A 25599-nucleotide genomic window follows, 5' to 3' on the forward strand; every position below is an offset into this window, starting at 1 on the left:
AATTACAGCCCGAAGTTTCGGTTTGTAGTGCCCGCAGTGGACTTAGATACAGATATGACCCCGTACCGATGAGTCGCCGCGCTGCGGACCTTTGCAGGAGCCAGCATCGGGATTGTCGGCGACGGGGCCATTTCTTAACGCAATTATTACCAGCGGTAGTGCGCGAAGGCGCGGTTTGCTTCCGCCATCTTGTGGGTATCTTCGCGACGCTTCACGGAAGCACCGAGGCCGTTTGCGGCATCGAGGATCTCGTTAGCAAGACGCTCAACCATGGTGTTCTCACGGCGCTGGCGGGTGAAGTTAACCAACCAACGAAGTGCCAAGGTGTTAGCGCGGCCGGGGCGAACCTCAACAGGAACCTGGTAGGTAGCGCCACCAACACGGCGGGAGCGAACCTCGAGGTCTGGCTTGATGTTGCCAAGTGCCTTCTCGAGGGTCAGCACTGGGTCAGTGCCGGTCTTCTCGCGGCAAGCCTCAAGCGCGTTGTACACAATGCGCTCTGCGGTAGACTTCTTGCCGTCGAGCAGCACCTTGTTAACCAGCTGGGTAACAGTTTCAGAGCCGTATACCGGGTCCTTGACGACCGGGCGTACTGGAGCCTTTCCCTTACGCATTCCTCTTATCCCTTCTTTGCGCCGTAGCGGGAACGTGCCTGCTTGCGGTCCTTGACACCCTGGGTGTCGAGGGAGCCGCGCACGATCTTGTAGCGAACACCTGGGAGGTCCTTCACACGACCACCACGAACGAGCACCATGGAGTGCTCCTGGAGGTTGTGGCCCTCACCTGGGATGTAGGCAGAAACTTCAATGCCGGAGGTCAGGCGCACACGGGCAACCTTACGCAGTGCAGAGTTAGGCTTCTTTGGAGTGGTGGTGTACACACGGGTGCACACGCCACGACGCTGAGGAGATCCCTTCAGTGCCGCGGTAGCTACCTTGGCAGTTTTGTCGTGGCGGCCCTTGCGGACCAGCTGCTGAATAGTTGGCATGAACCGTCTTTCTGTATAAGTCGGCCGTCTTGGCCTAGCGGCCGACCGAAGATTGAATTGTTCTCGTTCACAGCCCAACAGGTGCGCGGTTCGTTTTTAAACGTGCGTAACCCAGTCAGCCGCTCTCGCTGGCTTACTGGGAAAGTTGGGCTCCCACCATCTAGACGTGGGACTGATAGCAAACCTTACCCCACCCGCATCCAAAAACAAAAACCGCTCCCCTATACGCTTCCGCCACGCTTTTCGACGCCAGGAAACGCCCATTCGGCGCGCCGAATTTCCTCACCAATAGTGCAGTTGGCCGCCTGCGTTACATTTCCTCGCGCGCGAGGTTGTAACATTAGAGGTTAATTAAGGGTGAACTCGGCGTTGCCAATAGGTTCACACCTCTCCCAACTCTGCACGCTGGAATCTTGTGACTGAATTAATCGTCCTACTCATTGTTATCATCACGGCCCTGGTGTTTGACTTCACCAACGGCTTCCACGACACCGGCAACGCCATGGCGACCTCGATCGCAACGGGCGCACTGCGCCCGAAAACGGCCGTAATGCTGTCCGCTGGCCTGAACCTGGTCGGCTCGTTCCTCTCGGTGGAAGTGGCAGCTACCGTGGCCAAGGGCATCGTGGACCTGAAGCGCTTTAACCTCGCCGATAGCTACGACGCGCACCAGCTCCTTATCGTAGTTTTCGCTGGCTTGATCGGCGCGATTACCTGGAACCTGTTCACGTGGCTGTTGGGGCTCCCCTCGTCTAGCTCACACGCCCTGTTCGGCGGCCTCATCGGTGCCGCCGTCGCATCACTGGGCATGGACGGCGTGCTGTGGTCCGGAGTGGCAGCAAAGGTGGCCATTCCGGCGATCGCGGCCCCCGTAGTGGCGGGCACCGTGGCCACCGTGGGCACCTGGATCGTATACAAGCTGACGAACCACGTGGTGGAGGAACGCAAGAACCACTTCTTCCGCCTGGGCCAGATCGGCTCGGCAGCCCTTGTATCCCTGGCCCACGGCACAAACGACGCCCAGAAGACCATGGGCGTGATCCTGCTCGCGCTCATCGCCACCGGGCATATCGACGCCGCCGCCGAGGTCCCGCTATGGGTCAAGGCAGCTTGTGCCATTGCCATTGCCGCTGGCACGTACACCGGCGGTTGGCGCGTGATTCGCACCCTGGGCAAAGGGTTGGTAGAGATCGATCCGCCACAGGGCATGGCCGCGGAGATGTCTTCTGCCGCTATCATTTTGACCTCCTCTCACTTTGGTATGGCACTGTCTACCACGCACGTTGCTACGGGCTCGATCATGGGCACGGGACTGGGCCGTTCCGGGGCCGAGGTCCGCTGGGGTGTGGCGGGACGAATGGCCATCGCTTGGGTCATTACACTGCCCGCTGCCGCCGCCGTGGGGGCACTGTGTTGGGCCATCGCCCACTATGTGGGGGCACTGTCCACTGAGCTGGTGGGCATCATCGCCGCGTTCGCAGTGCTGCTGGCTATGACCACGGCCATCCTCATCCGCTCCTTTAAGGAGCCGGTGAACGCCTCTAACGTCAACGCCGATTGGGAAGGCAAGTAGCCATGAGCTTTCAGACTATGCTCGCCGATATCTTCAATGTACTGCTGGGTGGCCTAGTGCTCGGCGCGGGACTGCCCGCCCTGTTTGCGCTGGGGATTCGCTTCGCCTCCGGCACGGGCGTGATCAACGAGGACGGCAGCGTGACACACACGAAGGATGCCACCCCCGTGCAGCGCGCACTCTCGGTAGTGATCTTCGGAATCATCATCGCAGCCGTGATAGTGGGCATCTTTTGGATCGCCAAGGCAGTAGTTTTCCACCACTTTGGGGTCGACTTATTTGGCACCGAAATGAAGTAAAGTGAACAAACGGTTAACAAGGCGTTAATTCTTTGCTATTCTGGTGTTATCGTTTCTAACACCGAACTACCTCGAAGGAGGCAAAAGCAATGTTAACCATCGTCAAGAATTGGTTTCACCAGGATGCCAACGAGGTTTTGATTCCCCTCGTCGTACTGAACAACCCGGGCACCGGGCAGGACACACGCGAGAAATAGTCCGGCAGCCCGGCATAGACTTAAGGTTATGAACAACCCTCGAATCCGTGCCACCGACGCCGAACGCAACAAGGTTCTTGCCTACCTCAGTGAGGCGATGACGAACGGGCAATTGAATTTCGCCGAGTTCGACGAACGCTCACACGCAGTTACTAGTGCAACTTACCGAGATGAGCTTGCTACTCCCCTACAAGATCTCATGCCCAATCCGGAGTTGTTCTTGGGGCGTGAAGTTGCTGTCCCCCAGACGCACGCAGTGGTGCCAAGTCGGCAGCCCATTAGCGCTGGTGATGCCGGAGACTCTTTCAGTGTTGCGCTGATGTCCGGCACCGAAAAGAAGGGTGTGTGGACCATAGCTCCAAGCCACCTGTCGATTTCAGTCATGGGTGGTACCTCTTTGGACCTGCGCCAGGCTCGCTTTGCCGCACAAAAGGTAACCATCAACGCCTTCGCCGTTATGGGTGGTGTGGACATTATTGTTCCAGAAGACGTTCGGATCATTTGCGACGGCGTTGCGCTCATGGGCGGTTTTGGGGTCATCGATGACAAGCAGGTTCGCCTAGCAATGGCTGATATCCCACATGATGCCCCGACTGTGCGAATAACGGGCCTCGCACTCATGGGTGGCGTGGATGTGAGGCGAGTGCCCCGCATCTGAGATTCAGCGCCAACATTCTTTTATCTAAAGAATCAGCCCCGCTAGTCGCTCCCACCCACTGGGAGTTATGACTAGCGGGGCTGATTGTTATGCAGACCGCAGAAGGAGACTAGTAAGTCTCATCCAGAGGCACGGAGGCACCGGTGAACTCACCGTAGCCGTCATCGCCGTAAATCGAATCACCATAGGTTGGGATCGAGTACGCGGCGTTACGTGCTGCTTCGGTTGGCTTGACCGAAATGTTGCGGTAGCGCGAGATACCGGTACCAGCTGGGATTAGCTTACCGATGATCACGTTCTCCTTGAGGCCAATGAGCTTATCCGAACGCTTGTTGATTGCGGCGTCGGTAAGCACGCGGGTGGTCTCCTGGAAGGAAGCCGCAGACAGCCACGACTCGGTTGCCAGCGAAGCCTTCGTGATACCCATGATCTCGGAACGCAGCTCGGCAGGCTGACCAGCGTCGGCGATTGCCTGGGCGTTGGCGCGCTTTGCTTCGGAGAGATCAACAAGGGTACCCGGCAGGAATTCGGTAGAACCGGATTCGATGACGGTACCGCGACGCAGCATCTGACGGATGATGATTTCGATGTGCTTGTCGTGAATAGCCACACCCTGGGCGCGGTACACGGCCTGCACTTCGTCGATCAAGTGCTGCTCCACTCCACGGCGACCGAGGACCTCGAGCACGTCGTGTGGATCGGCTGGGCCACGCAGGAGGCGGTCGCCCACCTCGACGCGGTCGCCTTCACGCAGCGTGCGCTCGATCATGGCGTCTGGATTCGACTCCATTGGCACCTTGATCATCGCCAAGCCCTGACGCTTGGAGAGCTTCTCGTACACAACATTGTCCGAGCCGTCTTCTGGCTCGATCGTCAGGGTGTAGAAGTTGCCCTCATCATCGAGGTGTACCTTACCTGCGACAGAAGCGATCGGGGCGCGGTTCTTAGGAACGCGGGCCTCGAAGAGTTCCTGCACACGTGGCAGACCGCCGGTGATGTCGCCACCGACACCACCCTGGTGGAAGGTACGCATGGTCAGCTGAGTACCAGGCTCACCGATGGACTGTGCAGCAACGATGCCGACAGCCTCACCGATATCTACCTGATGTCCGGAGGCCATGGACTTGCCGTAGCACTTCGCACATACACCGGTAGGCGTTTGACAGGTAAGCACGGAGCGAACCTTGATCATTTCCACACCGGCGTCGACAAGCGCGTCGATCTGAAGCTCGCCCAAGTCAGTGCCCGCTGGCAAGACAACCTCACCGGCTGCGTTGGTGGCATCAGCTGCCAGCACGCGACCAGAAACGGAAGTCTCCACGAGGGTATGGCGCACAAACTTATCGCCAGACTTCTCGGACACTGGTACGCGGACGCCCTGGCGGGTGCCACAGTCTTCTTCGCGAACGATAACGTCCTGTGCGACGTCGACCAGACGACGGGTCAGGTAGCCAGAGTCTGCGGTACGCAGCGCGGTATCGGCCAGACCCTTACGGGAACCGTGAGAGTTGTTGAAGTACTCGAGCACCGTAAGGCCTTCACGGAAGGAGGTCTTAATTGGTCGGGTGATGTAGTCACCCTTCGAGTTCACAACCATGCCCTTCATGCCAGCAAGCGTCCAGATCTGACGCATGTTACCTGCAGCACCGGACTTCACGATCATAGGAATCGGGTTGTCATCTGGGTAGAGTTCCTCGACAGCCTTACCGACTTCGTCGGTGGCGTCCTTCCACAGTTCAACCAGGCGATCGTAGCGCTCGCGGGCGGTGAGCTTACCGAACTGGAACTTGGTCTCGATCGTACGGGCCTCGGCCTCGTAGCGGTCCAGCATTTCGTCCTTGTTCGGCAGCACCAAAACGTCGGACATGGTGATGGTCACACCGGAACGGGTTGCCCAGTAGAAGCCAGCGTCCTTCATCTTGTCCATGGTCTGCGCCACGGTGATCATTGGGTAACGCGCAGAAAGGTCAGTGATAACGTCGCCGAGCATGATCTTGTCACTGCCGCCACCCTTACGGACCATAACGCCCTCAAGGTATGGGTAGTTCCATGGCAGCAGCTCGTTGAACATGATGCGGCCAAGGGTGGTGGTGGCCAACCAGCGGTCGCCCTTGTTCCAACCCTCTGGGAAGAGCTCAGCTTCCAAGTCTGCTGGCGGACGCAGGTGCGAAATACGCACCTTGATCTCAGCCTGCAGCCCAAGTACACCGCGGTCATAAGCCATGATGGCTTCTGCCATCGAGGAGTAAACACCCTGGGCAGGACCGTCAGCGGTTGCTGGCTGGTAAGCGCCTTGGCCGCCGAATTCGTCTTCCTTCTTGTCTAGGGTCAGGAAGTACAGGCCGGTCACCATGTCCAGACGTGGCATGGCCAGTGGCTTACCGGATGCCGGAGACAGGATGTTGTTCGAGGCAAGCATCAGCACGCGTGCTTCTGCCTGCGCTTCGGCGGACAGTGGCAGGTGAACTGCCATCTGGTCACCGTCGAAGTCGGCGTTGAATGCTTCACAGGCCAGCGGGTGCAGCTGAATAGCTTTACCTTCCACCAGCACAGGCTCGAAGGCCTGGATGCCAAGGCGGTGCAGGGTAGGTGCACGGTTCAGCATCACTGGGTGCTCGGAGATGGCTTCTTCCAGCACATCCCACACCTCTGGACGCTGACGTTCCACCATGCGCTTGGCGGACTTGATGTTCTGGGCGTAATCGTTCTCCACCAGACGCTTCATCACGAATGGCTTGAACAGCTCCAGTGCCATCAGCTTAGGCAGACCACATTCGTGGAGACGCAGCTGTGGGCCGACGATAATAACGGAACGACCGGAGTAGTCCACGCGCTTACCGAGCAGGTTCTGACGGAAACGACCCTGCTTGCCCTTCAGCAAGTCAGACAGGGACTTCAGTGGTCGGTTGCCTGGTCCGGTGACCGGACGTCCACGACGACCGTTGTCGAAGAGCGCGTCCACAGATTCCTGCAGCATGCGCTTTTCGTTGTTGACGATGATCTCTGGGGCACCCAGGTCGATCATGCGCTTCAAACGGTTGTTGCGGTTGATCACACGACGGTAGAGGTCGTTGAGGTCGGAGGTTGCGAAGCGACCACCGTCGAGCTGCACCATTGGGCGGAGCTCTGGCGGGATCACAGGGATGCAATCAAGCACCATGCCAGCAGGATCGTTGCCAGAGCGCTGGAAGGCCGCGACGACCTTCAGGCGCTTCAGGGCACGCATCTTCTTCTGGCCCTTGCCCTCGTTGATGATGGTGCGCAGCTCTTCAGCTTCTGCATCGAGGTCGAAGCCCCGGATGAGATTCTGGATCGCCTCAGCGCCCATTCCACCGGTGAAGTAATCCTCGTAACGGTCAACGAGCTCGGTGTAGATGGTCTCGTCGATGATCATCTGCTTTGGAGCAAGCTTGACAAAGGTCTGCCAGATTTCCTCGAGGCGGGCGATCTCTCGCTCTGCGCGCTCGCGGATATGCTGCATTTCCTTTTCAGCCGCGTTCTGGATCTTCTTGCGTGCGTCAGCCTTGGCGCCTGCTGCTTCGAGCTCAGCAAGGTCCTCCTCCAGCTTTTGCGCGCGGTCGGCGATCTCAGACTCCATGTCTGCCTCAACGTCCTTCTTCTCCAGGAGCATTTCTGCTTCCAGAGTGGTCAGGTCATTGTGGCGTGCCTCGTCATCAACGCTGGTGATGATGTTGGCAGCGAAGTAGATGATGCGCTCTAGGTCCTTTGGAGCGAGGTCCAGCAGGTAGCCCAGGCGGGACGGAACGCCCTTGAAGTACCAAATGTGGGTTACCGGAGCGGCGAGCTCAATGTGTCCCATGCGCTCACGTCGCACCTTGGACTTGGTGACCTCAACGCCACAGCGCTCACAGATGATGCCCTTGTAGCGGACTCGCTTGTACTTGCCACAGGCACATTCCCAGTCACGCGTTGGACCGAAGATGCGCTCGCAGAACAAGCCGTCCTTCTCTGGCTTCAAAGTACGGTAATTGATGGTCTCAGGCTTTTTGACCTCGCCCTTGGACCAACGACGGATGTCGTCGGCAGTGGCGAGCCCAATGCGGAGCTCGTCGAAGAAGTTGACGTCGAGCACGTAACTCCCTTTCCCTAAATGTCTTGGGTTTCTAAAGAACTAATGCGTGTTTGCCTTTTCGCTTTTCGACGGCCACAGTGTGCAAACCAGTGGCCGTCGAAAAGCGGCAAAGACCGTGAGCTACGCGATGTCGGCGTCGGAACGCTCGTCGCGGGACAGGTTGATGCCGAGGGAGGCACCGGCTTGGTCAAACTCGTCGTCGTCGGTGGTGCCGAGCTCCATCGGGGTGCCATCGGCGGAGAGAACCTCCACGTTAAGACACAGCGACTGCAGCTCCTTGAGGAGCACCTTGAAGGACTCTGGAATGCCAGGGTCAGGGATGTTTTCACCCTTCACGATGGCTTCATAGACCTTCACACGACCAACCACGTCATCAGACTTGATGGTCAGCAACTCCTGCAGGGTGTAGGCGGCGCCGTATGCCTGCATCGCCCACACTTCCATTTCACCGAAGCGCTGGCCACCGAACTGGGCTTTACCACCGAGTGGCTGCTGGGTGATCATGGAGTAAGGGCCGGTGGAACGAGCGTGGATCTTCTCGTCAACCAAGTGGTGCAGCTTCAAGATGTACATGTAGCCGACAGAGACTGGGTACGGGAATGGCTCGCCGGAACGACCGTCGAACAGCACTGCCTTGCCGTCTTGATTAACCATGACTTCGCCGTCACGGTTTGGCAGCGAGTTAGCCAGCAGACCTGCCAGTTCATCGTTAGAAGCACCGTCGAACACTGGTGTTGCGGTGAGCGAACCAGCCGGAACGTCGTAGAGCTCCTCTGGCAAGGTCTCCAACAGTTTGGCGTTCTTGATGTCCTCAGGGTCAACGTGCCAGCCCGCAGCTGCGAGCCAACCAAGGTGGACTTCCAGAACCTGGCCGATGTTCATACGACGAGGCACACCGTGGGTGTTCAGGATGATGTCCACTGGGGTGCCGTCAGGCATGAATGGCATATCTTCCTGCGGCAGGATCTTGCCCACGACACCCTTGTTGCCGTGACGGCCGGCGAGCTTATCGCCGTCCTGGATCTTGCGCTTTTGTGCCACGTAGACGCGGATCATTTCGTTGACACCTGGCGCGAGGTCGTCATCGTCCTCGCGGGAGAAGCGTCGCACGCCGATGACCTTGCCGGTCTCACCGTGTGGCACCTTCATGGAGGTGTCGCGGACTTCGCGGGCCTTCTCGCCAAAGATGGCGCGCAGGAGGCGCTCTTCAGGGGTCAGCTCGGTCTCGCCCTTCGGCGTAACCTTACCCACGAGGATATCGCCGTCACGGACGTCGGCGCCGATGCGGACGATGCCACGCTCGTCGAGATCCTTGAGCACGTCTTCAGAAACATTTGGGATCTCACGGGTGATCTCTTCGGCACCAAGCTTGGTGTCGCGAGCATCGATCTCGTGCTCCTCGATGTGGATCGAGGTCAGGATGTCATCTTCCACCAGGCGCTGGTTCAGGATGATAGCGTCCTCGTAGTTGTGGCCTTCCCATGGCATGAATGCCACGAGCAGGTTGCGACCGAGGGCCATTTCACCATTGGCGGTACCAGGACCGTCTGCGAGCACCTGGCCAGCTTCTACACGCTGACCCATGTCAACGAGAGGCTTCTGGTTGTAAGAGGTGCCCTGGTTAGTGCGCTGGAACTTGCGGAGCATGTAGGTGTCACGGATGCCGTCATCACCCATAATGGTGATGAAGTCCGCAGCCATGTTCTCTACAATGCCGGCCTTCTTGGAGATGACCAGGTCGCCTGCGTCATAAGCGGCGCGCTTTTCCATACCGGTGCCCACATATGGGGCCTCGGAACGAACCAGTGGCACAGCCTGACGCTGCATGTTCGCACCCATGAGGGCACGGTTAGCGTCGTCGTGCTCGAGGAATGGAATCATGGCGGTTGCCACGGAAACCATCTGACGAGGAGAAACGTCCATGTAGTCGATATCAGTGGACTGTACGACCTCGATATCGCCGTTCTTCAGACGAACTGCGACGCGATCTTCAGTGATCTTGCCGTTCTCGTCATACAACGTGGAGGCCTGCGCCACCACGAAGCGGTCTTCTTCGTCCGCGGTCAGGTAATCGATGTGATCAGTCAGCACGCCGTTTTCTACCTTGCGGTATGGCGTCTCGATGAAACCGAATGGGTTGACCTTGGCGTAGGAAGACAGCGAGCCGATCAGACCAATGTTCGGGCCTTCTGGAGTCTCAATTGGGCACATGCGGCCGTAGTGAGATGGGTGCACGTCTCGCACTTCGATGCCAGCACGCTCACGGGACAGACCACCTGGGCCCAGTGCGGACAGACGACGCTTGTGCGTCAGGCCCGACAGGGAGTTGTTCTGGTCCATGAACTGAGACAGCTGCGAAGTTCCGAAGAACTCACGAATCGCAGCAGAAACCGGGCGAACGTTGATCAAGGAGGTAGGCGTGATGGACTCAGCGTCCTGCGTGGTCATGCGCTCGCGAACGACGCGCTCCATGCGGGACAGGCCAACACGAACCTGGTTCTGAATCAGTTCGCCAACGGTGCGCAGGCGACGGTTACCAAAGTGATCGATGTCGTCGGTTTCCACCGGAATGACTTCGCCGTTTGGGCTGGTCATGGAGGTTTCACCGGCGTGCAGACGCACCAGGTACTCGATGGTGGTGGCGATGTCCTCTTCGGTCAGCGTCATCAGACCGTCGTGGTCGCCGCCAAGTCCTAGCTTGCGGTTGATCTTGTAGCGACCAACCTTCGCCAGGTCGTAGCGCTTCGCACGGAAGAAGGAGTTGTCCAGCAGAGATTGCGCAAGGTCGCGGGTAGGCTGTTCGCCTGGGCGCTGCTTGCGGTAGATCTCCAGGAGTGCCTCGTCGGTGTTGCTCACACCGTCGGACTCCAGGGTGGACATCATGATCTCGGAGAAGCCGAAGCGCTCCTTGATCTGCTCGGTGGTCCAGCCGAAAGCCTTCAGCAGGACGGTCACCGGCTGGCGACGCTTGCGGTCAATACGCACACCAACGGTGTCGCGCTTATCGACGTCAAATTCCAGCCATGCACCACGAGAAGGAATCACCTTCACAGCATGCAGCGGACGCTCGGTGGACTTATCGATGGACTCATCGAAGTACACGCCTGGGGAGCGCACCAGCTGGGAGACAACGACACGCTCGGTGCCGTTGACGATGAACGTGCCCTTGTTCGTCATCATCGGGAAATCGCCAATGAAAACGGTCTGAGACTTAATCTCACCGGTTTCGTTGTTGACGAATTCCGCGGTGACGTACAGCGGCGCGGAGTAATTAATGTCCTTGTCCTTGGACTCATCAATAGAGTGCTTAACCTCTTCAAAACGAGGCTCAGACAAGGAAAGCGACATATTTCCGGAGTAGTCCTGAATCGGGGACAACTCATCAAGAATGTCTTCGAGACCGCTGGTTACTTTTTGGCCTTCGCCGACTTCTGCTTGCATACGCTCACGCCATTCCGGCGTGCCGACGAGCCATGCAAAAGATTCGAGCTGAAGGTCCAAAAGACCAGGGACCTCGATTGGCTCCGTAACTTTAGCGAACGAGTATCGCTTCGGAGCTCCAGGGATTTCGGCCATAGACTTGGTCTGGCGGGAGACTGCCAAGATGCGTCCTTCCAGCACCTCACGCAACTAGCACCCCTAAAGTGGGTAAAGGGCGCTAATCACTTACTTTGAGCATTCGGTCTGCTTAAGGAATCAGCCAGTTCGAGCCCTGAACGCAACTCGCATCCAGATAGCACGGAATGACCTTGTCAAATCGGCTTTTTAGTTCCGCTTGTCAAGGTCTTTCTAAAAAACTGGCCAAAGATTCCAGTGCAAAGAAACAGCCTATATCAGAAACCGTTGGAAGTAAAGGCGAACGCTCAACCTTTGTGGTGCTGCAATCCGAATGCGTTGCGGGCACTGTAACACAGCATCCAAGCACGCACATCAGACACGCCTCAAGTCAGGCTCTGCCCGTCACGTTTTCCGGCGTTTAAAGATGCCAAACACCCCTGCCAAACCAATGACAAGGAATAGCATGCCGACCCCAATCGCCACCCAATTCAGCATTCTCGCAACCGATCCATCTTTGATGTCCGCTGCCTGAGCGAGCATCTGACTACGGGATTCTTCGCTCAGTTGGCCGTCGAAAAGCAACTGCTGCTCTTTCTTCTCGCCGGAGCGCGAACCGTAGAAGTCGTCGATTTGCTCATGGATGTCCACCACGAGGCCAGACTTCTGGTCCACAAAATAGTCTCGGGTACCCGAATGGAACAGGTAGGCCTTTTCCCCGTCCGGGAGCGTGATGGTATTAAACGGGCCCGCATAGCTCATCGCGACGTTAGTCGGCTCGATATTCTGCCGATAGCGATAGACAGTGCGCCCGTCAATCTCCATCTCCTCAGCAAACTCAGCCGCAACCGGCTTGCGCAAGGTGACGTCAAAAACCTGATATGTGGTCTGCTGGGACTTCACCGGAAACTTCACCCACAACGAATCAACCGGCACCTGCTTAGCGGCACTCGCCGGCTGGTCCGACATCGTGGCCTCCGTCATAGCATCACCGGTGTAGCGATCCAGCCGGTAGCTCCACACGCTCGCCTCAATGAGTCGATCCAGATCCGCCTGATTGCTTTCGCGCAGCGTACTCACGCCGATCCGCGCCGTAACCGAATTCGTATCCACCGGATCCATAAACTCCGCGTGATACTGACGAGTAACAGGTGCTGTCACCGTCCGCTCCTGCTGCGGGATGCGAGTCTTTGCCTGTTCATCCTGCAACGTGAAAGTGGTGTTTCGCAGGTCAAGTGGCATCCTGCCGTCAAAATGCAGGAAAAAGGGAGAGAGCAGTCCCCACGCAAGCAGCATGGCACCCAGGCCCACTAGAAGCGCGGAAAAAATTCGGGACTTAGGAAGCATGCTGAACATGTTACCTGGGCTACTTGGGATGTCGAACCACACGTGGCGGGGTTTGCGCAATGGAATGCTGACAGCGCGGCCCTTGATTCCACAAAGACGGGCTGGCCTTGGTTTTCGCCGAATTCCGACTTTCATGATCCGACTTTCAGCTGGGAGCGTTTGCATTTGCCCAGGACAGTGCGGAGTGTGAAGTGCTGTGGTCGAAATATGAAAGTCGGATCTTGGCAGGGCCCCACTCCCCGCCTCACGCGATTCCCGAGGAAGCAATAGTCCACAAAACCAAAAGGCAAGACAAAACCCGCCGCCCTGAAACCAGGGACAGCGGGTAATGCGAAGTTAAAGCGAGATTACTTGAGGGTAACCTTTGCGCCAGCCTCTTCGAGCTTAGCCTTTGCAGCCTCAGCGTCGTCCTTGTTTGCGCCCTCGATGATAGCCTTAGGTGCGCCCTCAACGAGCTCCTTAGCTTCCTTCAGGCCCAGGCCGGAGACGAGCTCGCGGACAGCCTTAATAACGCCGATCTTCTTTGCGCCAGCGTCCTCGAGAACGACGTCGAACTCGTCCTTCTCTTCTGCAGCAGCAGCTTCGCCGCCTGCAGCGCCTGCAGCAGCAACTGCAACTGGAGCAGCAGCGGTAACTTCGAAGACCTCTTCGAATTCCTTAACGAACTCAGAGAGCTCGATGAGGGTCATTTCCTTGAAAGCTTCAATGAGCTCGTCCTTGGTGAGCTTAGCCATGATGGCAAGTCCTTTCGTTTGTCAGCCCTAGTAGTGAAGGGCCGGTGGTGAAGTATGTGGTTTAAATGCGAATCTGCCGGAGCAGATTATTCGCCCTGCTTCTTTTCCTGCAGCGCAGCGCCGAGGCGTGCGACCTGGGAAGCAGGAGCGTTGAACAGGCCTGCAGCCTTTGCCAAGTTGCCCTTCATGGCGCCTGCCAGCTTCGCGAGAGTGGTCTCTCGGTTGTCCAGCTCGGCGATAGCATCGACCTGAGCTGCGCTCAGAGCGTTACCATCCATGTAGCCACCCTTGACCACGAATGCCTTGTTGTCGCCACCGAACTTCTTCAGTGCCTTAGCAGCATCTACAGCCTCGCCCTTGATAAAGGCAACAGCGGTAGGACCGGTAAGGAGATCATCAAGACCTTCAACGCCGGCTTCTTTAGCAGCCAGCTTGATCATGGTGTTCTTGGCGACGGAGTACTGAACATCAGAGCCCAGAGCACGACGCAGTTCGGTAGTCTGTGCCACGGTTAGACCGCGGTACTCGGTCAAAACGATCGAGTTAGCACCTTCGAACTTCTCCTTCAGCTCTGCCAGAGCAGCAGTGTTCTTTGCGTTTGCCATTACTTCGCCTCCTTCCTCATGTATATGAACGTTGTCCGCCGAGGCTTTCCCATAAGAAAAGCCCCGTGCAAGAGCACAGGGCACAACACTCAATTACTTGAGGATGGACTCTAGTTACTCCTGCGTGGGCCGGTTCCGGTTAAGAACTCCTTCGACCTTCCTGTTGGAAGGTGACCGACGGTCTTCGGTGAAACTTGAGATACGCCGCATCGCGACGTTTCAAACTTCTTGGGATACTTTATCTTCCCAATACTGCAAAAACAAATTCAGACCCTGAGATGCAGGAACGGCTCGAATGGGAGCAACCGAATGACAAACCAGGCAATGGTCAACACGAGCACGAATTGTGGCGCAAAACGCCAGTTCAACCAGTCTGCGACCATAAAGCCGCGGGTTCTCAGCATCCACGCTCCCCAGCTCCAGGCCAGAAGCAGGACGAACAGAAAACCGAGTGCGTTGTACCGCAGCGCATCATTAAACCTCAGCTGTGAGATGCACTGGATCATGCGCATTGAACCGCATCCAGGACAGTTGATACCCAGGAGGGCTTTGGTAGGGCAAACAGGAATGACCCCGCCTGGAGTGGCGGGGTCTGCAGCCGCGATGGCCATGCAGCTACACACCGCAACACCCCCTACTAACAGCGGCGCTACTGGATGAGCTGCGAGAGATCTCAAATTACATCGAAGATGTATCGTAACCGGCGAGGCCGCCTGCAACAACCTGCAAGATGATGCTGATGATGATCAGAATGACGCCGATTACAGCGGAGATGATGGCCCAATTCTTGGCCTTCTTAGAGGATGCAAGAGCGCCTGCATAATCCCCCTGGTCGTATTTGCTGTTCACCTGGGTGGCAAAAATGATGGACACGATGCCCGCTGGCAGACAGCACAAGACGGTGGAGAGAATCGCCCACACCAGGTAATTCTGGGGACGCTCGCCCGCTGGCTGCTGGTTTGCGTAGCTAGCATTTGGGTAGCTACCTGCGGTGCCATAGGCGTTGTTGTTAGCCGCGCCTGTTGCATCCTGACCGTAGGAGGCGCCACCATATGGCGTTGCGTCTCCCTGGCCCGAGTTGTTGTTGTCGCCATTGAACGGGTTCTGCGGTGTGGTCATTGGTTAATCCTAAATAGTTGAAACGTCAGTCATTTAACTTTTCACGCAAGCGACACATTAGCAAGGTTGCTAACCCGTGTCCTCGTATCTTTTAGGCGGGACTAAGTATTTCGATGTAGGTTCGACATGTTTCTGCACCTCAAAACAGTGAGTAACAAATCGGAAACATTTGCAGAACGTCCATTGCCTATGAGCAAATCTACGCAAATTCGCCGCAAGGCAAGGAAAACCACTTTTGCCCAAAACGAAAACTACCGCCTCCCCCAGTAAGGGAATGGCGGTAGCGCGGATCAGCTAAAGACTAGCCTGCGTAGTTCTTCTGAACCGATGGGTCAACTGGGATGCCAGGGCCCGAGGTGGAAGAAAGGGTGATCTTCTGAATGTAGATGCCCTTTGCGGAAGAAGGCTTGAGGCGCTGGATCTCGTCGATGAGAGCGCCGTAGTTCTCAGCCAGCTTCTCAGCATCGAAGGAAGCCTTGCCAATCAAAGCGTGCAGGTTGGAAGCCTTGTCAACGCGGAAAGAGATCTTGCCGCCCTTGACTTCTTCGATAGCCTTAGCTACGTCGTTGGTGACGGTGCCGGTCTTAGGGTTAGGCATCAGACCACGTGGGCCGAGGACGCGAGCTACGCGGCCGACCTTTGCCATCTGATCTGGGGTGGCGATTGCGACGTCAAAGTCGATGGTGCCTGCGTTGATCTGCTCGATCAGCTCGTCGGTGCCAACGATGTCTGCGCCTGCTGCCTCAGCTTCGGTAGCCTTTTCGCCTGCAGCGAAGACTGCAACGCGAACGGACTTACCGGTGCCGTGTGGCAGGTTTACGGTGCCGCGGACCAGCTGGTCAGCCTTGCGTGGGTCTACGCCCAGGCGGATAGCAACGTCGACAGAAGCGTCGTAGTTCTTAGAGGAGGTCTCCTTGACGAGCTTTGCAGCGTCGATTGGGGAGTAGATGCGGCCGGCGTCGATAAGCTCGGCAGCAGCCTTGAATGCCTTAGAGTTCTTGCTCATTTGGATTTTTCCTTTGCGAAAAATTGTGGTGAAACGGGCCGTAAGCTGGCCCTTCCACGGTTAGTGCTGTGAATTAAGCGCCTTCGACGGTGATGCCCATGGAGCGGGCGGTGCCGGCGATGATCTTTGCGCCTGCCTCGACGTCATTAGCGTTGAGGTCTTCCTTCTTGGTGGTGGCGATCTCGCGGCACTGATCCATGGTGACCTTGCCAACCTTCTGGGTGTGCGGGACGCCGGAGCCCTTCTGCAGGCCAGCAGCCTTCAGCAGCAGCTTTGCAGCAGGAGGGGTCTTCAGCTTGAAGGTGAAGGAGCGGTCTTCATAAACGGTGATCTCAACAGGGACAACGTTGCCACGCTGGGATTCAGTTGCAGCATTATAAGCCTTGCAGAATTCCATGATGTTGACACCCTGCGCACCAAGTGCTGGGCCAACTGGAGGAGCTGGGTTAGCAGCGCCCGCCTGGATCTGGAGCTTGATGAGGCCAGTGACCTTCTTCTTCGGAGCCATCGAATTACCTACTTTCCGTGGTACCGCATAATCACAGCCTTCGATGCTTGCTGTGATTGCGTCCGGATGCCTGGCCTTACCAAGCCACCGGGGAGATGAATGTGAGCGCATCAGAATAGACGCGCGAGGTACTACCCTACGCCACAGCCCGCCCTCGAAACAAATTGCGCTTTTCGACGGCGGGCTGCAAGAAATCCAGTGCTAGGAGATCTTCTCCACCTGGTCAAATGTGAGCTCGACTGGGGTCTCGCGACCAAAGATGGAGACCAATGCCTGGAGCTTGCCATTTTCAGCGTCGATCTCAGAGATGGTCGCGGAAACCGATGCGAGGGCACCTGTGAGAATGGTGACAGCTTCGCCCACCTGGAAGTCAACCTGTGGAGCCTTGGCGGAATCGGAGATCGGCTGCGCGATGACCTTTTCGCCTTCGGCGTTGTTAGCCTCGGCGTCGCCCTCGGCCGGTGCGGTCTGCGGCATAAGGAACTTAGCCACGTCGCGGTGCTTCACAGGGGTCGCATTGCCTTCGTTGCCAACGAAGGAGGTAACACCTGGGGTATCGCGCACTACAGACCAAGAGCGGTCATTGATGTCCATGCGCACCAATACGTAGCCCGGAAGAAGCTTGCGCTTGACCAGCTTGCGCTTGCCATCGCGAATTTCGGTTGCTTCTTCGATAGGAACAACAACGTCGTAGATGGAGTCTTCTACCTCAAGCGTCTGAGCACGCATGTCGAGGTTCGTCTTCACCTTGTTTTCATAACCGGAGTAGCACTGGATGATGTACCACTGGCCGGGCAGCTTCTTCAGCTCGCGCACATAGGCACGCAAGCGGGTTTTGTATTCTGCCAGCGCGATGTCCTCTGCAGAGCCTTCAGTGTCACCCAGAGCCTCAGCGGCTTGTGCGAGCTGGGCGTCGGCAGCCAGCTCCTTCTCGTCGGCAACCTGGGCTGCCTCGTTCAGGTCCGTGTTGACGTCAGCCTCAGGCGTAAATTCGTCGCTCATTGTGTACTTTCGCTCCAAGTTAAGTTCAGCGGGTCTGGCCTTCCAACCATCCTACCGCGCGGCTTCATGCAATAAAATTATCCCGCCGTACCCTTGCGGGATATCGGCGGGATGTTTTAAGTCTTTTTAGATTCTAACTACGGAACGAGGACTTTCTCAACTCCGAGGCCTGCGAGGAAATCTACCCCTGATACGAGGGCAGTCATCAGGATCAGGAACACAAACACCACAGCGGTGTACACGGCCATTTGCTTGGCGGTCGGCCAAATGACCTTTTTCAGCTCCGTGCCTACTTCAGGCATGAAAGCTACGACGCCACCGCCAAGTTTCTCATTATCCGCTTCCTTGCGCGCAGCTTTCTTAGCCGCAACCTGCGTGGAAGAGGTGGATGCCCCAGTGAGCTGACGCTTACCAGTTGGGCGAGCAGCTGCCGCCACATTGTCTGGCTGACGATCTTCAGTCACTTAAGCTCCTTGATCCAATGAAGGTTTCCTTGCAGGGGCGACAGGAATCGAACCTGCAACCTACGGTTTTGGAGACCGTTGCTCTGCCAATTGAGCTACGCCCCTTCATGCACCACTCTTGATGAGCAGTACGGAACCACTTTAGCTTACGCCGCCCCGATTTCAAACCATCAGGTGCAGCCACCAAGGTGACTTAGCGTTGAGACCTTGCAAAAATAGTCCCTGCGCTGGGCGCAAGGACAGATTCTTTCCAGTCTCGGTAGCGATGGCGAGAATTGAACTCGCGACACAACGATTATGAGTCGTTTGCTCTACCACTGAGCTACACCGCCACGTTCATCTTCCTAAGGCCTGAAGCCTAGAAAAAGAACAGAGCCCCCTGACAGAATCGAACTGTCGACCTTTTCCTTACCATGGAAACGCTCTGCCGACTGAGCTAAGGGGGCACAGCTTCTTCTTGTGCCGTGGCAGTATTACCTGCCTGCTCTCGTTGAAGCCTTGAGTAGAATAACCGCATTGTTTGCGCTAACACAAATCAGGTGGTCAGGGTTAGTTTTTCACATCACTCGGCGAATATGATTTCACGATGATGATTGTGAGAGTGGCAGTCGTGCTACCTCGATCCCAAACACGCCGCCACTCAGTTAATCATGATGGTGAAATCATGATCACCGAGCGCGTGAAACACAAAACCCGCCTCCCTCACACGTGAGTCAGGCGGGTTCTTACTTGGTGCCAGATGATGGATTCGAACCAACGTAGGCAATGCCGACGGATTTACAATCCGCTCCCTTTGGCCGCTCGGGCAATCTGGCATGCACCAAGGTGCGATAGATACATTACTATGAACCCCACACCAAAGAGCAAATCAGCTGGTCAACAGCCTTAAACTAGCCGACACGAGCCACGGTCATACGCGCCAATGTCGCTAATGCTTCTGTGGCCGGGCCAGCCGGCAACAGTGCGAGTTGCTCTTCAGCATTGTTGAGGAGCGCATGGACGTCGGCAAGCGCCCGCTCGCGGCCGGTGGACTGCTCCAGCAGCGCCAGCACCTCAGTGAGCAAAGCATCGTCTTCACCGATGGGCCCGGTGAGTTTGGCTCGCAGCTGCTGGCCGACCGAGGTTTGCTCCGCAAGTGCGTAGAGCACTGGCAGGGTGAACACGCCTTCGCGCAGGTCGGTGCCGGGGTTCTTGCCAGACTGGGTGTAGTCGGAAAAAATATCGATGATGTCATCCACAATCTGGAACACCATGCCGATGTCATAGCCGTAGCGATACAGCGCATCCCGAATCTCATCAGGTGCCCCAGAGTGCAATGCCCCGAGGTAGCCAGCGGATGCGATGAGGACGCCCGTCTTTTCGCGAATAACGGCCATGTAGTGCTCGATTTCATCGCCACCACCCGCCCCCACGGTCTCCCGCATTTGCCCAGTTACTAGGTCGTGGAACGTCTCCGCGAAGTGCGCAACGGTTTCCACACCCAGGTTGGCCATGATGCGCGAAATGTTGGCCAGCAGAATGTCGCCGGCGAGGATTGCTACCGAGTTGTTCCAGCGGGCGTTTGCGGAATCCACACCACGACGCTTGTCGGCTTCATCCATCACGTCGTCGTGATAGAGGGTCGCCAGGTGGGTCATTTCCACCACGGTGGCAGCCTGGATAACATCATCGGAGCCGGGGCGCACACCGTATTGGGACGCAATTAGGGCGAACATGGGGCGAAAACGCTTGCCACCGGCCTCGGTAAGGTGGAGCACCTTGTCAATAACGAAGTCTTCGCCACGGGAGAGCTCATCCTGAAGCAGCTGTTCAACCTGGGCAAGGCCCTTCGACACAGCTTCACTAAGCTCTGGATCCCCTAGCGATATCTGTGGGACGTTTCCATCCGCCGCGGTCACCTGAGTGACTAGCTGTTCTGGCTGATAGCCAGAGGTCGGCGCGGAGGCCTGGCCGTTGCTCATTGGTCGCTGTCCTCGATCTTGGTCGCTGCCCCTAACGGTGTGGGGTCAGAAAATGACTAGTTAGCTCTATACGGTAGCTCAAACAATTCTCGCATACACACCCCGGGTGAGTGTTTCTTCGCGCTCCTTGCCACAATGGGTGTGTGACTTCTTCCCTCACCCCGGATGTGTTGATCATCGGCGCCGGCCCCGCTGGCTCCGCCGCAGCGTTCTTCGCGGCCCAACGCGGCCTGAGCGTCCTGCTTATCGACGCCCAAGAGTTCCCGCGCGACAAAACCTGCGGCGATGGCCTCACTCCGCGCGCTATGCACCAGCTAAGCCAAATGCACCTGGCGGAGCAACTCGCCGCCACTTACACCTCGCATGGTCTCAAGCTGCATGGTTTCGGTGGTTCAGTGGCCGCGCCCTGGCCAGACTCAGAGTTCGGGCAGATCGGTTCCGCCTGCAAACGCACTGACTTCGACCACCTGTTGCTGCAACATGCGCTCGCCCAAGAATCCGTCACCGCGTGGCTGGGGGCACAGGCGGAGGCTCCGGTGCTCAAAGGCGGCCGTATTAGTTCCGTGACGGTGTTGCACGAGGGCGTCGAGAAGCAGGTGCGGCCCCGCCACGTCATTGTCGCAGACGGCGTCCGCTCCACCTTCGGCAAGCTGCTTGGACGCCAGTGGCACCGCGGAGAGGTATACGGCATCGCCGCTAGGTCCTACTGCTCCACGCCATTCTCTGAAGAACCGTGGATTCACTCTCACCTGGAGCTGCGCGATGACAGCGGCGTGGCCCAGCCTGGATACGGCTGGATCTTCCCACTCGGCACAGGAGAAGCAAACGTGGGCTGTGGCGCGCTGTCCACAGACAAGCGACCAGCAAAGGTCAACACTAAGAAGCTTCTACACTCCTACGCCAGCTCAGTGCGAACACAGTGGCAGCTGGGCGAGCCCACAAAGGTAGCTTCCGCGTTGCTCCCGATGGGAGGTGCCGTGTCACAGGTTTCCGGCCCCAACTGGCTCCTCATCGGCGATGCCGCAGCCTGCGTGAATCCGCTCAACGGGGAAGGCATCGACTATGCGCTTGAAACCGCCGCCATGGCAGCGCAGCTATGCAGCACAGAGAAGGATTTCACCCTGCTGTGGCCATTTCAGTTGCGGGAACGCTACGGCGAGGCATTCCTCCTCGCGCGCACCTTGGCGCGCGCGCTAACGTACCCACAGTTCCTGCCGCTGGTGGGCCCACTGGGGCTGCGCACCCCGATCATCATGCGTTCAGCGGCGCGCCTGATGGGCAATCTCGTCACGGAGGCCGACCGCGATGTAGTGGCCCGGGTATGGCGAGGGGCCGGGCACGTCCTCACAGGCACGCGGGGCGCGGCGCCGTTATGGAGCTAAGCGGCGGGTTTCTTCGCTGAGTGCAGAGCAACGATACCGAAGGTGAGATTCTGCCAGCCTGCGTTCTCCCAGCCGTTGGCATTGATCTTGCGCGCCAGGGCTGCTTGTTCGGGCCAAGCGCGGATGGAATCCGCTAAGTATTCGTAGGCCGTTGGATTCGAGCTAACAGCCCGCGCAATCGCTGGCAGCACCCGCAATACGAGTCGATAGGCCTGCGAGAATACTGGCACGATTGGCGTGGAAAACTCGGCAATAGCCAGGCGGCCCCCTGGTTTAGTAACTCGAGCCAGTTCCCGGATTGCGGCTTCATGATCATGTATGTTGCGGAGACCGTAGGAGATGGTGACGGCATCGAAAGTGTTGTCCGGGAAGGGCAGCTGCATGCCATCACCCGCGACCTTCGGCACGTCGCGATGCTGGCCAGCTGCCAGCATACCGAGAGAAAAATCACAAGCAATACAGTCCGCACCCGACTTTGCCAGTTCAACCGTGGACACCGCGGTGCCGGCGGCCAAGTCCAAGACCAGCTCGCCCGGCTTAAGCGCGAGACGCTCCCGGGTACGGCGACGCCAATAAGAGTCAATCCCCAGGGTAAGCACCGTGTTTGTCACATCGTAGTTTTTGCCCACCTGGTCAAACATCCGCGCGACGTCGATTGGTTGCTTGTCCAGCGTTGCCTTGATTCCTTTTTTAGCCACGCTCTTCAGACTAGCGGAACGCGCTCCTAGTGAATGCGTGCGCCTAGTGCTTTCGCAGCCCACAGCGGCAGCTCTGGCCGTGGCCCAAAGAAGGTCAGCGGTACGCGTTTGGAAAGCTCGATAACTTCGTCGTAGTGCTTGAGGAGCTGCTCACACAGGCTCTCCCAGCTCTTCGAGCGCACACTGTTGAGAGAGGCCGCAGCGTAGCGGTCATAGCGTCGCGGATCCAGGATAGTGTCCACAGCAGCCGGAAGATCTGTGGAGAATGTTGCTACCTCTAGCAGATCACCATCGACGCCTGGTGTGATCAAGTCGATCGGCCCGCCAGCACGAGGCCCAATGGTGGGCACCCCGGAAGCATGCGCCTCCTGAATAGCCTGACAAAAGGTCTCAAACTCGCCGGTGTGCACAAACAGATCAAGGCTGGCATAAGCCCTGGATAGTTCTTCGCCGCCGAGTGCCCCCATGAACACTGCGGTGGGAAGCAACCTCTCCAAATTGGAACGCTCGGGGCCATCGCCGACTATCACTAGCTGCAGGTCTTCCCGATGCGCCAGAGAGACCAGCCGATCCACGCCTTTCTCTGCAGCCAAGCGCCCCACGAAGCCGACGATACGCTTTGAGCGCGTGGGATCCCACGCGGTACGCAGCTCTTCGGAGCGCTTCCCAGGGTGGAAGCGCTCTGTATCCACGCCACGGCCCCAGTGGTAAATCTCGTTGATGCCGTGTGACTCCAACTCGGCGATTGTCACTGAGGATGGGGCGAGGGTGCGTTGGCACATGTTGTGCAAAGTGCGGGTCCATTCCCAGCTAGCTGCCGCCAACGGGGTGAGCTTGTATTTGGTGGCAAAGCCGGCGACATCGGTCTGGTAGATCGCGATGGCAGGTATGCGGAGCTGTCGTGCAGCGAGCGCTCCTGCCCCACCCAGGACGAATGGGGATGCCAAGTGAATGATGTCCGGCTGGAAGTTCCGCAGTACCTGGGTAACTGCCGGTATCGGAATGCCGATCGGCAGGGAGTTGATCAGAGGCACCATGATGGTGGGTACGCGGAAGATTTCAAAACCTAGGTAATCCGGAATTTCTTCTTCAAAGTCTCGTGCGCCCGGGGCAACAACCAGCGCCTCATGCCCCTCACGCTTAAGGTGTTCCAACACCCTCAGCACGGAATTGGTTACGCCGTTGACGTTTGGAAGAAAGGACTCCGCCACAATCGCTACTCGCATGTGAGCAATACTCTCCTTTGAAAACCACCAATACCTTGTCGCAAGGTTAAGGTTAGGAAACATTCAAGCGAACGTTTCGCACCTCACTGTGTGAGATCCTAGACCTCCCGCAAACGACTCGCACTGAGCGCAGGCTTAAACTGTGATCCCAAGGCGGCGACGCCACCAGCTGAGTAGGGCGAGCAGCGCGGCGAAAATCCCCGTTGCAACCGCCCAAATACTCAAGGCTGGCAGCAATGCCAAGGTCCAGGCACGCCCTTCCACTTTGACCAGTTCAGGGTTACTTTTGGAATATTCCACCCAGACGCGCTGTCCCGCCCCCAGGCCGCCTGGATAGAGCACGCCAGCGCGGGGTGTATGAAAGATACCGGATTCGTCTTGGTAATCCACCGTAGTCCGGAAACTAGAGACTGAAGTCACACGAGCTAGGGCGCGCCCGCGATTCTCCGCGATATCCCGATCGTTGAGTAGCGGCCCAAGCACCATGGCGGCGCAACCAATCACCGCGCAGATATACAGCGCAAGTACTAATTGGGTCACCCGACGATGCACATTCATACGGCTACTACCACGCCACCGCAGCGGTGATCGCTTCGTGGAGTTCACGACGCGAGGATCGCCCGGTTTTCGCTTCAATCACTTGGAAGCACGGCGGACCGTCCGTGGCATCGACGAGCGCAGCTATTAGCTCCGGCACACTCTCCACTTGGGTATGGGCCACACCGTAGCCGGCACATAGCTCAGCCAGCTGAGCATCATGTGGGGTACCGAAGACGCGCTCGAATCGATCGCGATAATCCGGGGCCCCCTGCTCGAGCGTTTCAAAAATGCCGCAGCCGTTATCATTGGCCACCACGATGGTGAGGTTTTCTGGGCGTGGCTCCTCAGGACCAATGAGCAAGCCACCGATGTCATGCAGGAAAGTCACATCTCCCATCAGCGCCACGGTACGCGGGGCTCGAATCTCCGTGGGGTGTGCAGCCTGAGTTGCCAATGCCACACCTACGGCTTGGCTCACTGTGCCGTCGATACCCGCAGCGCCGCGCGGGGCGTAGGCAGCCACGCCGTCGAAAGGCATTCCGACCCAGCTGAGGTCGCGGATCGGGTTTGATGCGCCGATCAGGATGCTGTCGCCGACGGCTAGCGTATCGGCTACGGCGGCAGCGACATGAAGGCCGGTGAATTCTTCGGACTTTTCCAGCCCATCCCGAACTGCATCCGCCGCCAGTTCGGAAGCCGCAGCAGCGATCTTCAGCCATTGCTTTGTTGGCTCACCCGTCACGTTGAGACGCGACGCGACTCGGCGGGCTACACCGGTGGGATCGTGGTAGTCCTTGGTCCGCGTCAACACGGTGATATCCACATCTGCATCCTGCGCGAGCTGCAGCACCCCACGATGCAGCGTCGGATGGCCCACCAGGATGATCTGCTTGGGCCGAGTGCTGACAACGTGCCCTTCGCCGGAAATCTGTTCCTTTGAAAACACGGTGGCCGCGAGCGGATGGATCGGGTTATAGGGTGCCGGAGCGGTCGGCTCCGCAATGGTGGGCACGTCTTCCAGACCCGGCACCGCCCAGGCTCCGTCACCGGCGATCACAAGCGTATCTTCGCTCACATCGATGTCCGCTACTCCCCAATCCGCGGCACGTAGCTCGATGGCATGCTCCCCCGCCTCCGTTGTCACCGCTGGCCCAACCAGTGGATTGCGGAAAGCAATGTTGACGTGGGCCTGCGGGTAGGCCAAGGCGCGTCGCAGCGTCGCGGCCGCAGTTTCCGCGCGCGTATCGACGTCCACCCCAAAGGTCTTCGCATATGGCTCAAATAGCCCGAATTGTTCGATGGTTTGGCTGGCACCAGTACCTACGAAATAGCGAGGCCGATCTGCGGAAAGGATCAACAGCGGGGTGCCAGATAGCCGCGCTTCAATGAGAGCCGGCAATGTGTTTGCCACTGCAGTGCCAGAGGTCATCACTACCGCAACCTGTCTGCGCTGGACGCGAGCCATGCCCAGCGCCAAGAAGGCGGCACTGCGCTCGTCGATACGCATATGCAGCCGCAAGGGAGAATCAGCCAAAGCCATGAGCAGTGGCGCGTTTCTTGAGCCAGGGCTGGCCACTACATCCGTCATGCCGGAGGCAACTAGTTCGGCGACAACTCGAGATGCAACATCCACAGCGTTCATAG

22 protein-coding genes and 4 tRNA genes are annotated in these 25599 nt (G+C 57.8%); 4 read left to right on the top strand and 22 right to left on the bottom strand.

Features of this window, described 5'->3' with window-relative positions:
• Positions 1 to 146: 146 nt before the first annotated feature.
• Positions 147 to 614 (bottom strand): 30S ribosomal protein S7, encoded by a 468-nt coding sequence (gene rpsG / locus WG915_RS05245; protein WP_339564328.1) that lies wholly within the window; start codon positions 612 to 614, stop codon positions 147 to 149.
• A 5-nt stretch (positions 615 to 619) separates the two neighbouring features.
• A complete protein-coding gene (rpsL, locus tag WG915_RS05250; RefSeq protein WP_339564329.1) occupies positions 620 to 988 on the bottom strand; it encodes a 30S ribosomal protein S12 in 369 nt (122 codons plus the stop codon).
• A gap of 415 nt (positions 989 to 1403) precedes the next feature.
• On the opposite strand from rpsL, the gene WG915_RS05255 reads away from it, so the two are divergent.
• From WG915_RS05255 to WG915_RS05265, 3 genes are all read left to right on the top strand, one after another.
• Positions 1404 to 2561: an inorganic phosphate transporter gene (locus WG915_RS05255; protein WP_339564330.1), complete on the top strand. Its 1158-nt coding sequence runs from the start codon at positions 1404 to 1406 to the stop codon at positions 2559 to 2561.
• A 2-nt stretch (positions 2562 to 2563) separates the two neighbouring features.
• The gene (locus tag WG915_RS05260; RefSeq protein ID WP_339564331.1) at positions 2564 to 2860 is read left to right on the top strand and encodes a hypothetical protein; all 297 of its coding nucleotides are present in this window, start codon (positions 2564 to 2566) and stop codon (positions 2858 to 2860) included.
• Between the two features lie 225 nt (positions 2861 to 3085).
• Positions 3086 to 3715 carry a DUF1707 SHOCT-like domain-containing protein gene (locus tag WG915_RS05265; RefSeq protein ID WP_339564332.1) on the top strand — a complete coding sequence of 210 codons (630 nt, stop codon included), beginning with the start codon at positions 3086 to 3088 and terminating at the stop codon, positions 3713 to 3715.
• 109 nt (positions 3716 to 3824) lie between these two features.
• On the opposite strand, the gene WG915_RS05270 is transcribed toward WG915_RS05265, so the two are convergent.
• From WG915_RS05270 to WG915_RS05345, 16 genes are all read right to left on the bottom strand, one after another.
• A complete protein-coding gene (locus WG915_RS05270; protein WP_339564333.1) occupies positions 3825 to 7808 on the bottom strand; it encodes a DNA-directed RNA polymerase subunit beta' in 3984 nt (1327 codons plus the stop codon).
• A gap of 120 nt (positions 7809 to 7928) precedes the next feature.
• Positions 7929 to 11429 carry a DNA-directed RNA polymerase subunit beta gene (gene rpoB / locus WG915_RS05275; RefSeq protein WP_339564419.1) on the bottom strand — a complete coding sequence of 1167 codons (3501 nt, stop codon included), beginning with the start codon at positions 11427 to 11429 and terminating at the stop codon, positions 7929 to 7931.
• A 339-nt stretch (positions 11430 to 11768) separates the two neighbouring features.
• A complete protein-coding gene (locus WG915_RS05280) occupies positions 11769 to 12710 on the bottom strand; it encodes a DUF3068 domain-containing protein (RefSeq protein ID WP_339564334.1) in 942 nt (313 codons plus the stop codon).
• Positions 12711 to 13057: 347 nt separating this feature from the next.
• Positions 13058 to 13444: a 50S ribosomal protein L7/L12 gene (gene rplL, locus WG915_RS05285; RefSeq protein ID WP_339564335.1), complete on the bottom strand. Its 387-nt coding sequence runs from the start codon at positions 13442 to 13444 to the stop codon at positions 13058 to 13060.
• Positions 13445 to 13530: 86 nt separating this feature from the next.
• Positions 13531 to 14049 carry a 50S ribosomal protein L10 gene (rplJ, locus tag WG915_RS05290; RefSeq protein WP_339564336.1) on the bottom strand — a complete coding sequence of 173 codons (519 nt, stop codon included), beginning with the start codon at positions 14047 to 14049 and terminating at the stop codon, positions 13531 to 13533.
• A 266-nt stretch (positions 14050 to 14315) separates the two neighbouring features.
• A complete protein-coding gene (locus WG915_RS05295) occupies positions 14316 to 14672 on the bottom strand; it encodes a DUF2752 domain-containing protein (protein WP_339564337.1) in 357 nt (118 codons plus the stop codon).
• 55 nt (positions 14673 to 14727) lie between these two features.
• Entirely contained in the window at positions 14728 to 15168 is a 441-nt protein-coding gene (locus WG915_RS05300; RefSeq protein WP_339564338.1) for a CD225/dispanin family protein, read from the bottom strand.
• 301 nt (positions 15169 to 15469) lie between these two features.
• Positions 15470 to 16174, bottom strand: a complete 705-nt coding sequence (rplA, locus tag WG915_RS05305) for a 50S ribosomal protein L1 (RefSeq protein WP_339564339.1) — start codon at positions 16172 to 16174, stop codon at positions 15470 to 15472.
• 73 nt (positions 16175 to 16247) lie between these two features.
• On the bottom strand, positions 16248 to 16682 hold the full coding sequence (rplK, locus tag WG915_RS05310; protein WP_339564340.1) for a 50S ribosomal protein L11: 435 nt from the start codon (positions 16680 to 16682) through the stop codon (positions 16248 to 16250).
• Positions 16683 to 16883: 201 nt separating this feature from the next.
• Positions 16884 to 17684, bottom strand: a complete 801-nt coding sequence (nusG, locus tag WG915_RS05315; protein WP_339564341.1) for a transcription termination/antitermination protein NusG — start codon at positions 17682 to 17684, stop codon at positions 16884 to 16886.
• A 137-nt stretch (positions 17685 to 17821) separates the two neighbouring features.
• Positions 17822 to 18148, bottom strand: coding sequence for a preprotein translocase subunit SecE (gene secE / locus WG915_RS05320; RefSeq protein WP_339564342.1), 327 nt, complete (start codon positions 18146 to 18148; stop codon positions 17822 to 17824).
• A gap of 32 nt (positions 18149 to 18180) precedes the next feature.
• A tRNA-Trp gene (locus tag WG915_RS05325) sits at positions 18181 to 18253 on the bottom strand.
• Positions 18254 to 18408: 155 nt separating this feature from the next.
• A tRNA-Met gene (locus tag WG915_RS05330) sits at positions 18409 to 18480 on the bottom strand.
• Positions 18481 to 18521: 41 nt separating this feature from the next.
• Positions 18522 to 18594: transfer RNA gene (locus WG915_RS05335), tRNA-Thr, on the bottom strand.
• A gap of 284 nt (positions 18595 to 18878) precedes the next feature.
• A tRNA-Tyr gene (locus WG915_RS05340) sits at positions 18879 to 18963 on the bottom strand.
• Between the two features lie 75 nt (positions 18964 to 19038).
• Positions 19039 to 20109 (bottom strand): polyprenyl synthetase family protein, encoded by a 1071-nt coding sequence (locus WG915_RS05345; RefSeq protein WP_339564343.1) that lies wholly within the window; start codon positions 20107 to 20109, stop codon positions 19039 to 19041.
• A gap of 143 nt (positions 20110 to 20252) precedes the next feature.
• Here WG915_RS05345 and WG915_RS05350 point away from each other — a divergent pair, with 143 nt between their 5' ends.
• A complete protein-coding gene (locus WG915_RS05350) occupies positions 20253 to 21491 on the top strand; it encodes a geranylgeranyl reductase family protein (RefSeq protein WP_339564344.1) in 1239 nt (412 codons plus the stop codon).
• Here the strand turns inward: WG915_RS05350 and WG915_RS05355 are convergent.
• The 4 genes from WG915_RS05355 to menD form a co-directional block, all read right to left on the bottom strand.
• Positions 21488 to 22174, bottom strand: coding sequence for a demethylmenaquinone methyltransferase (locus WG915_RS05355; protein ID WP_339564420.1), 687 nt, complete (start codon positions 22172 to 22174; stop codon positions 21488 to 21490). The two genes, WG915_RS05350 and WG915_RS05355, sit on opposite strands and share 4 nt — an antisense overlap.
• Before the next feature lie 41 nt (positions 22175 to 22215).
• Positions 22216 to 23415: a glycosyltransferase family 4 protein gene (locus tag WG915_RS05360; protein WP_339564345.1), complete on the bottom strand. Its 1200-nt coding sequence runs from the start codon at positions 23413 to 23415 to the stop codon at positions 22216 to 22218.
• A gap of 135 nt (positions 23416 to 23550) precedes the next feature.
• Positions 23551 to 23973: a DUF3592 domain-containing protein gene (locus tag WG915_RS05365; RefSeq protein WP_339564346.1), complete on the bottom strand. Its 423-nt coding sequence runs from the start codon at positions 23971 to 23973 to the stop codon at positions 23551 to 23553.
• A 7-nt stretch (positions 23974 to 23980) separates the two neighbouring features.
• Complete coding sequence (gene menD / locus WG915_RS05370) at positions 23981 to 25597, bottom strand: 2-succinyl-5-enolpyruvyl-6-hydroxy-3-cyclohexene-1-carboxylic-acid synthase (RefSeq protein WP_339564347.1); 1617 nt, start codon at positions 25595 to 25597, stop codon at positions 23981 to 23983.
• Between the last annotated feature and the right edge of the window lie 2 nt (positions 25598 to 25599).

This window comes from Corynebacterium sp. H128, from assembly GCF_037482625.1.
GTDB lineage: Bacteria > Actinomycetota > Actinomycetes > Mycobacteriales > Mycobacteriaceae > Corynebacterium.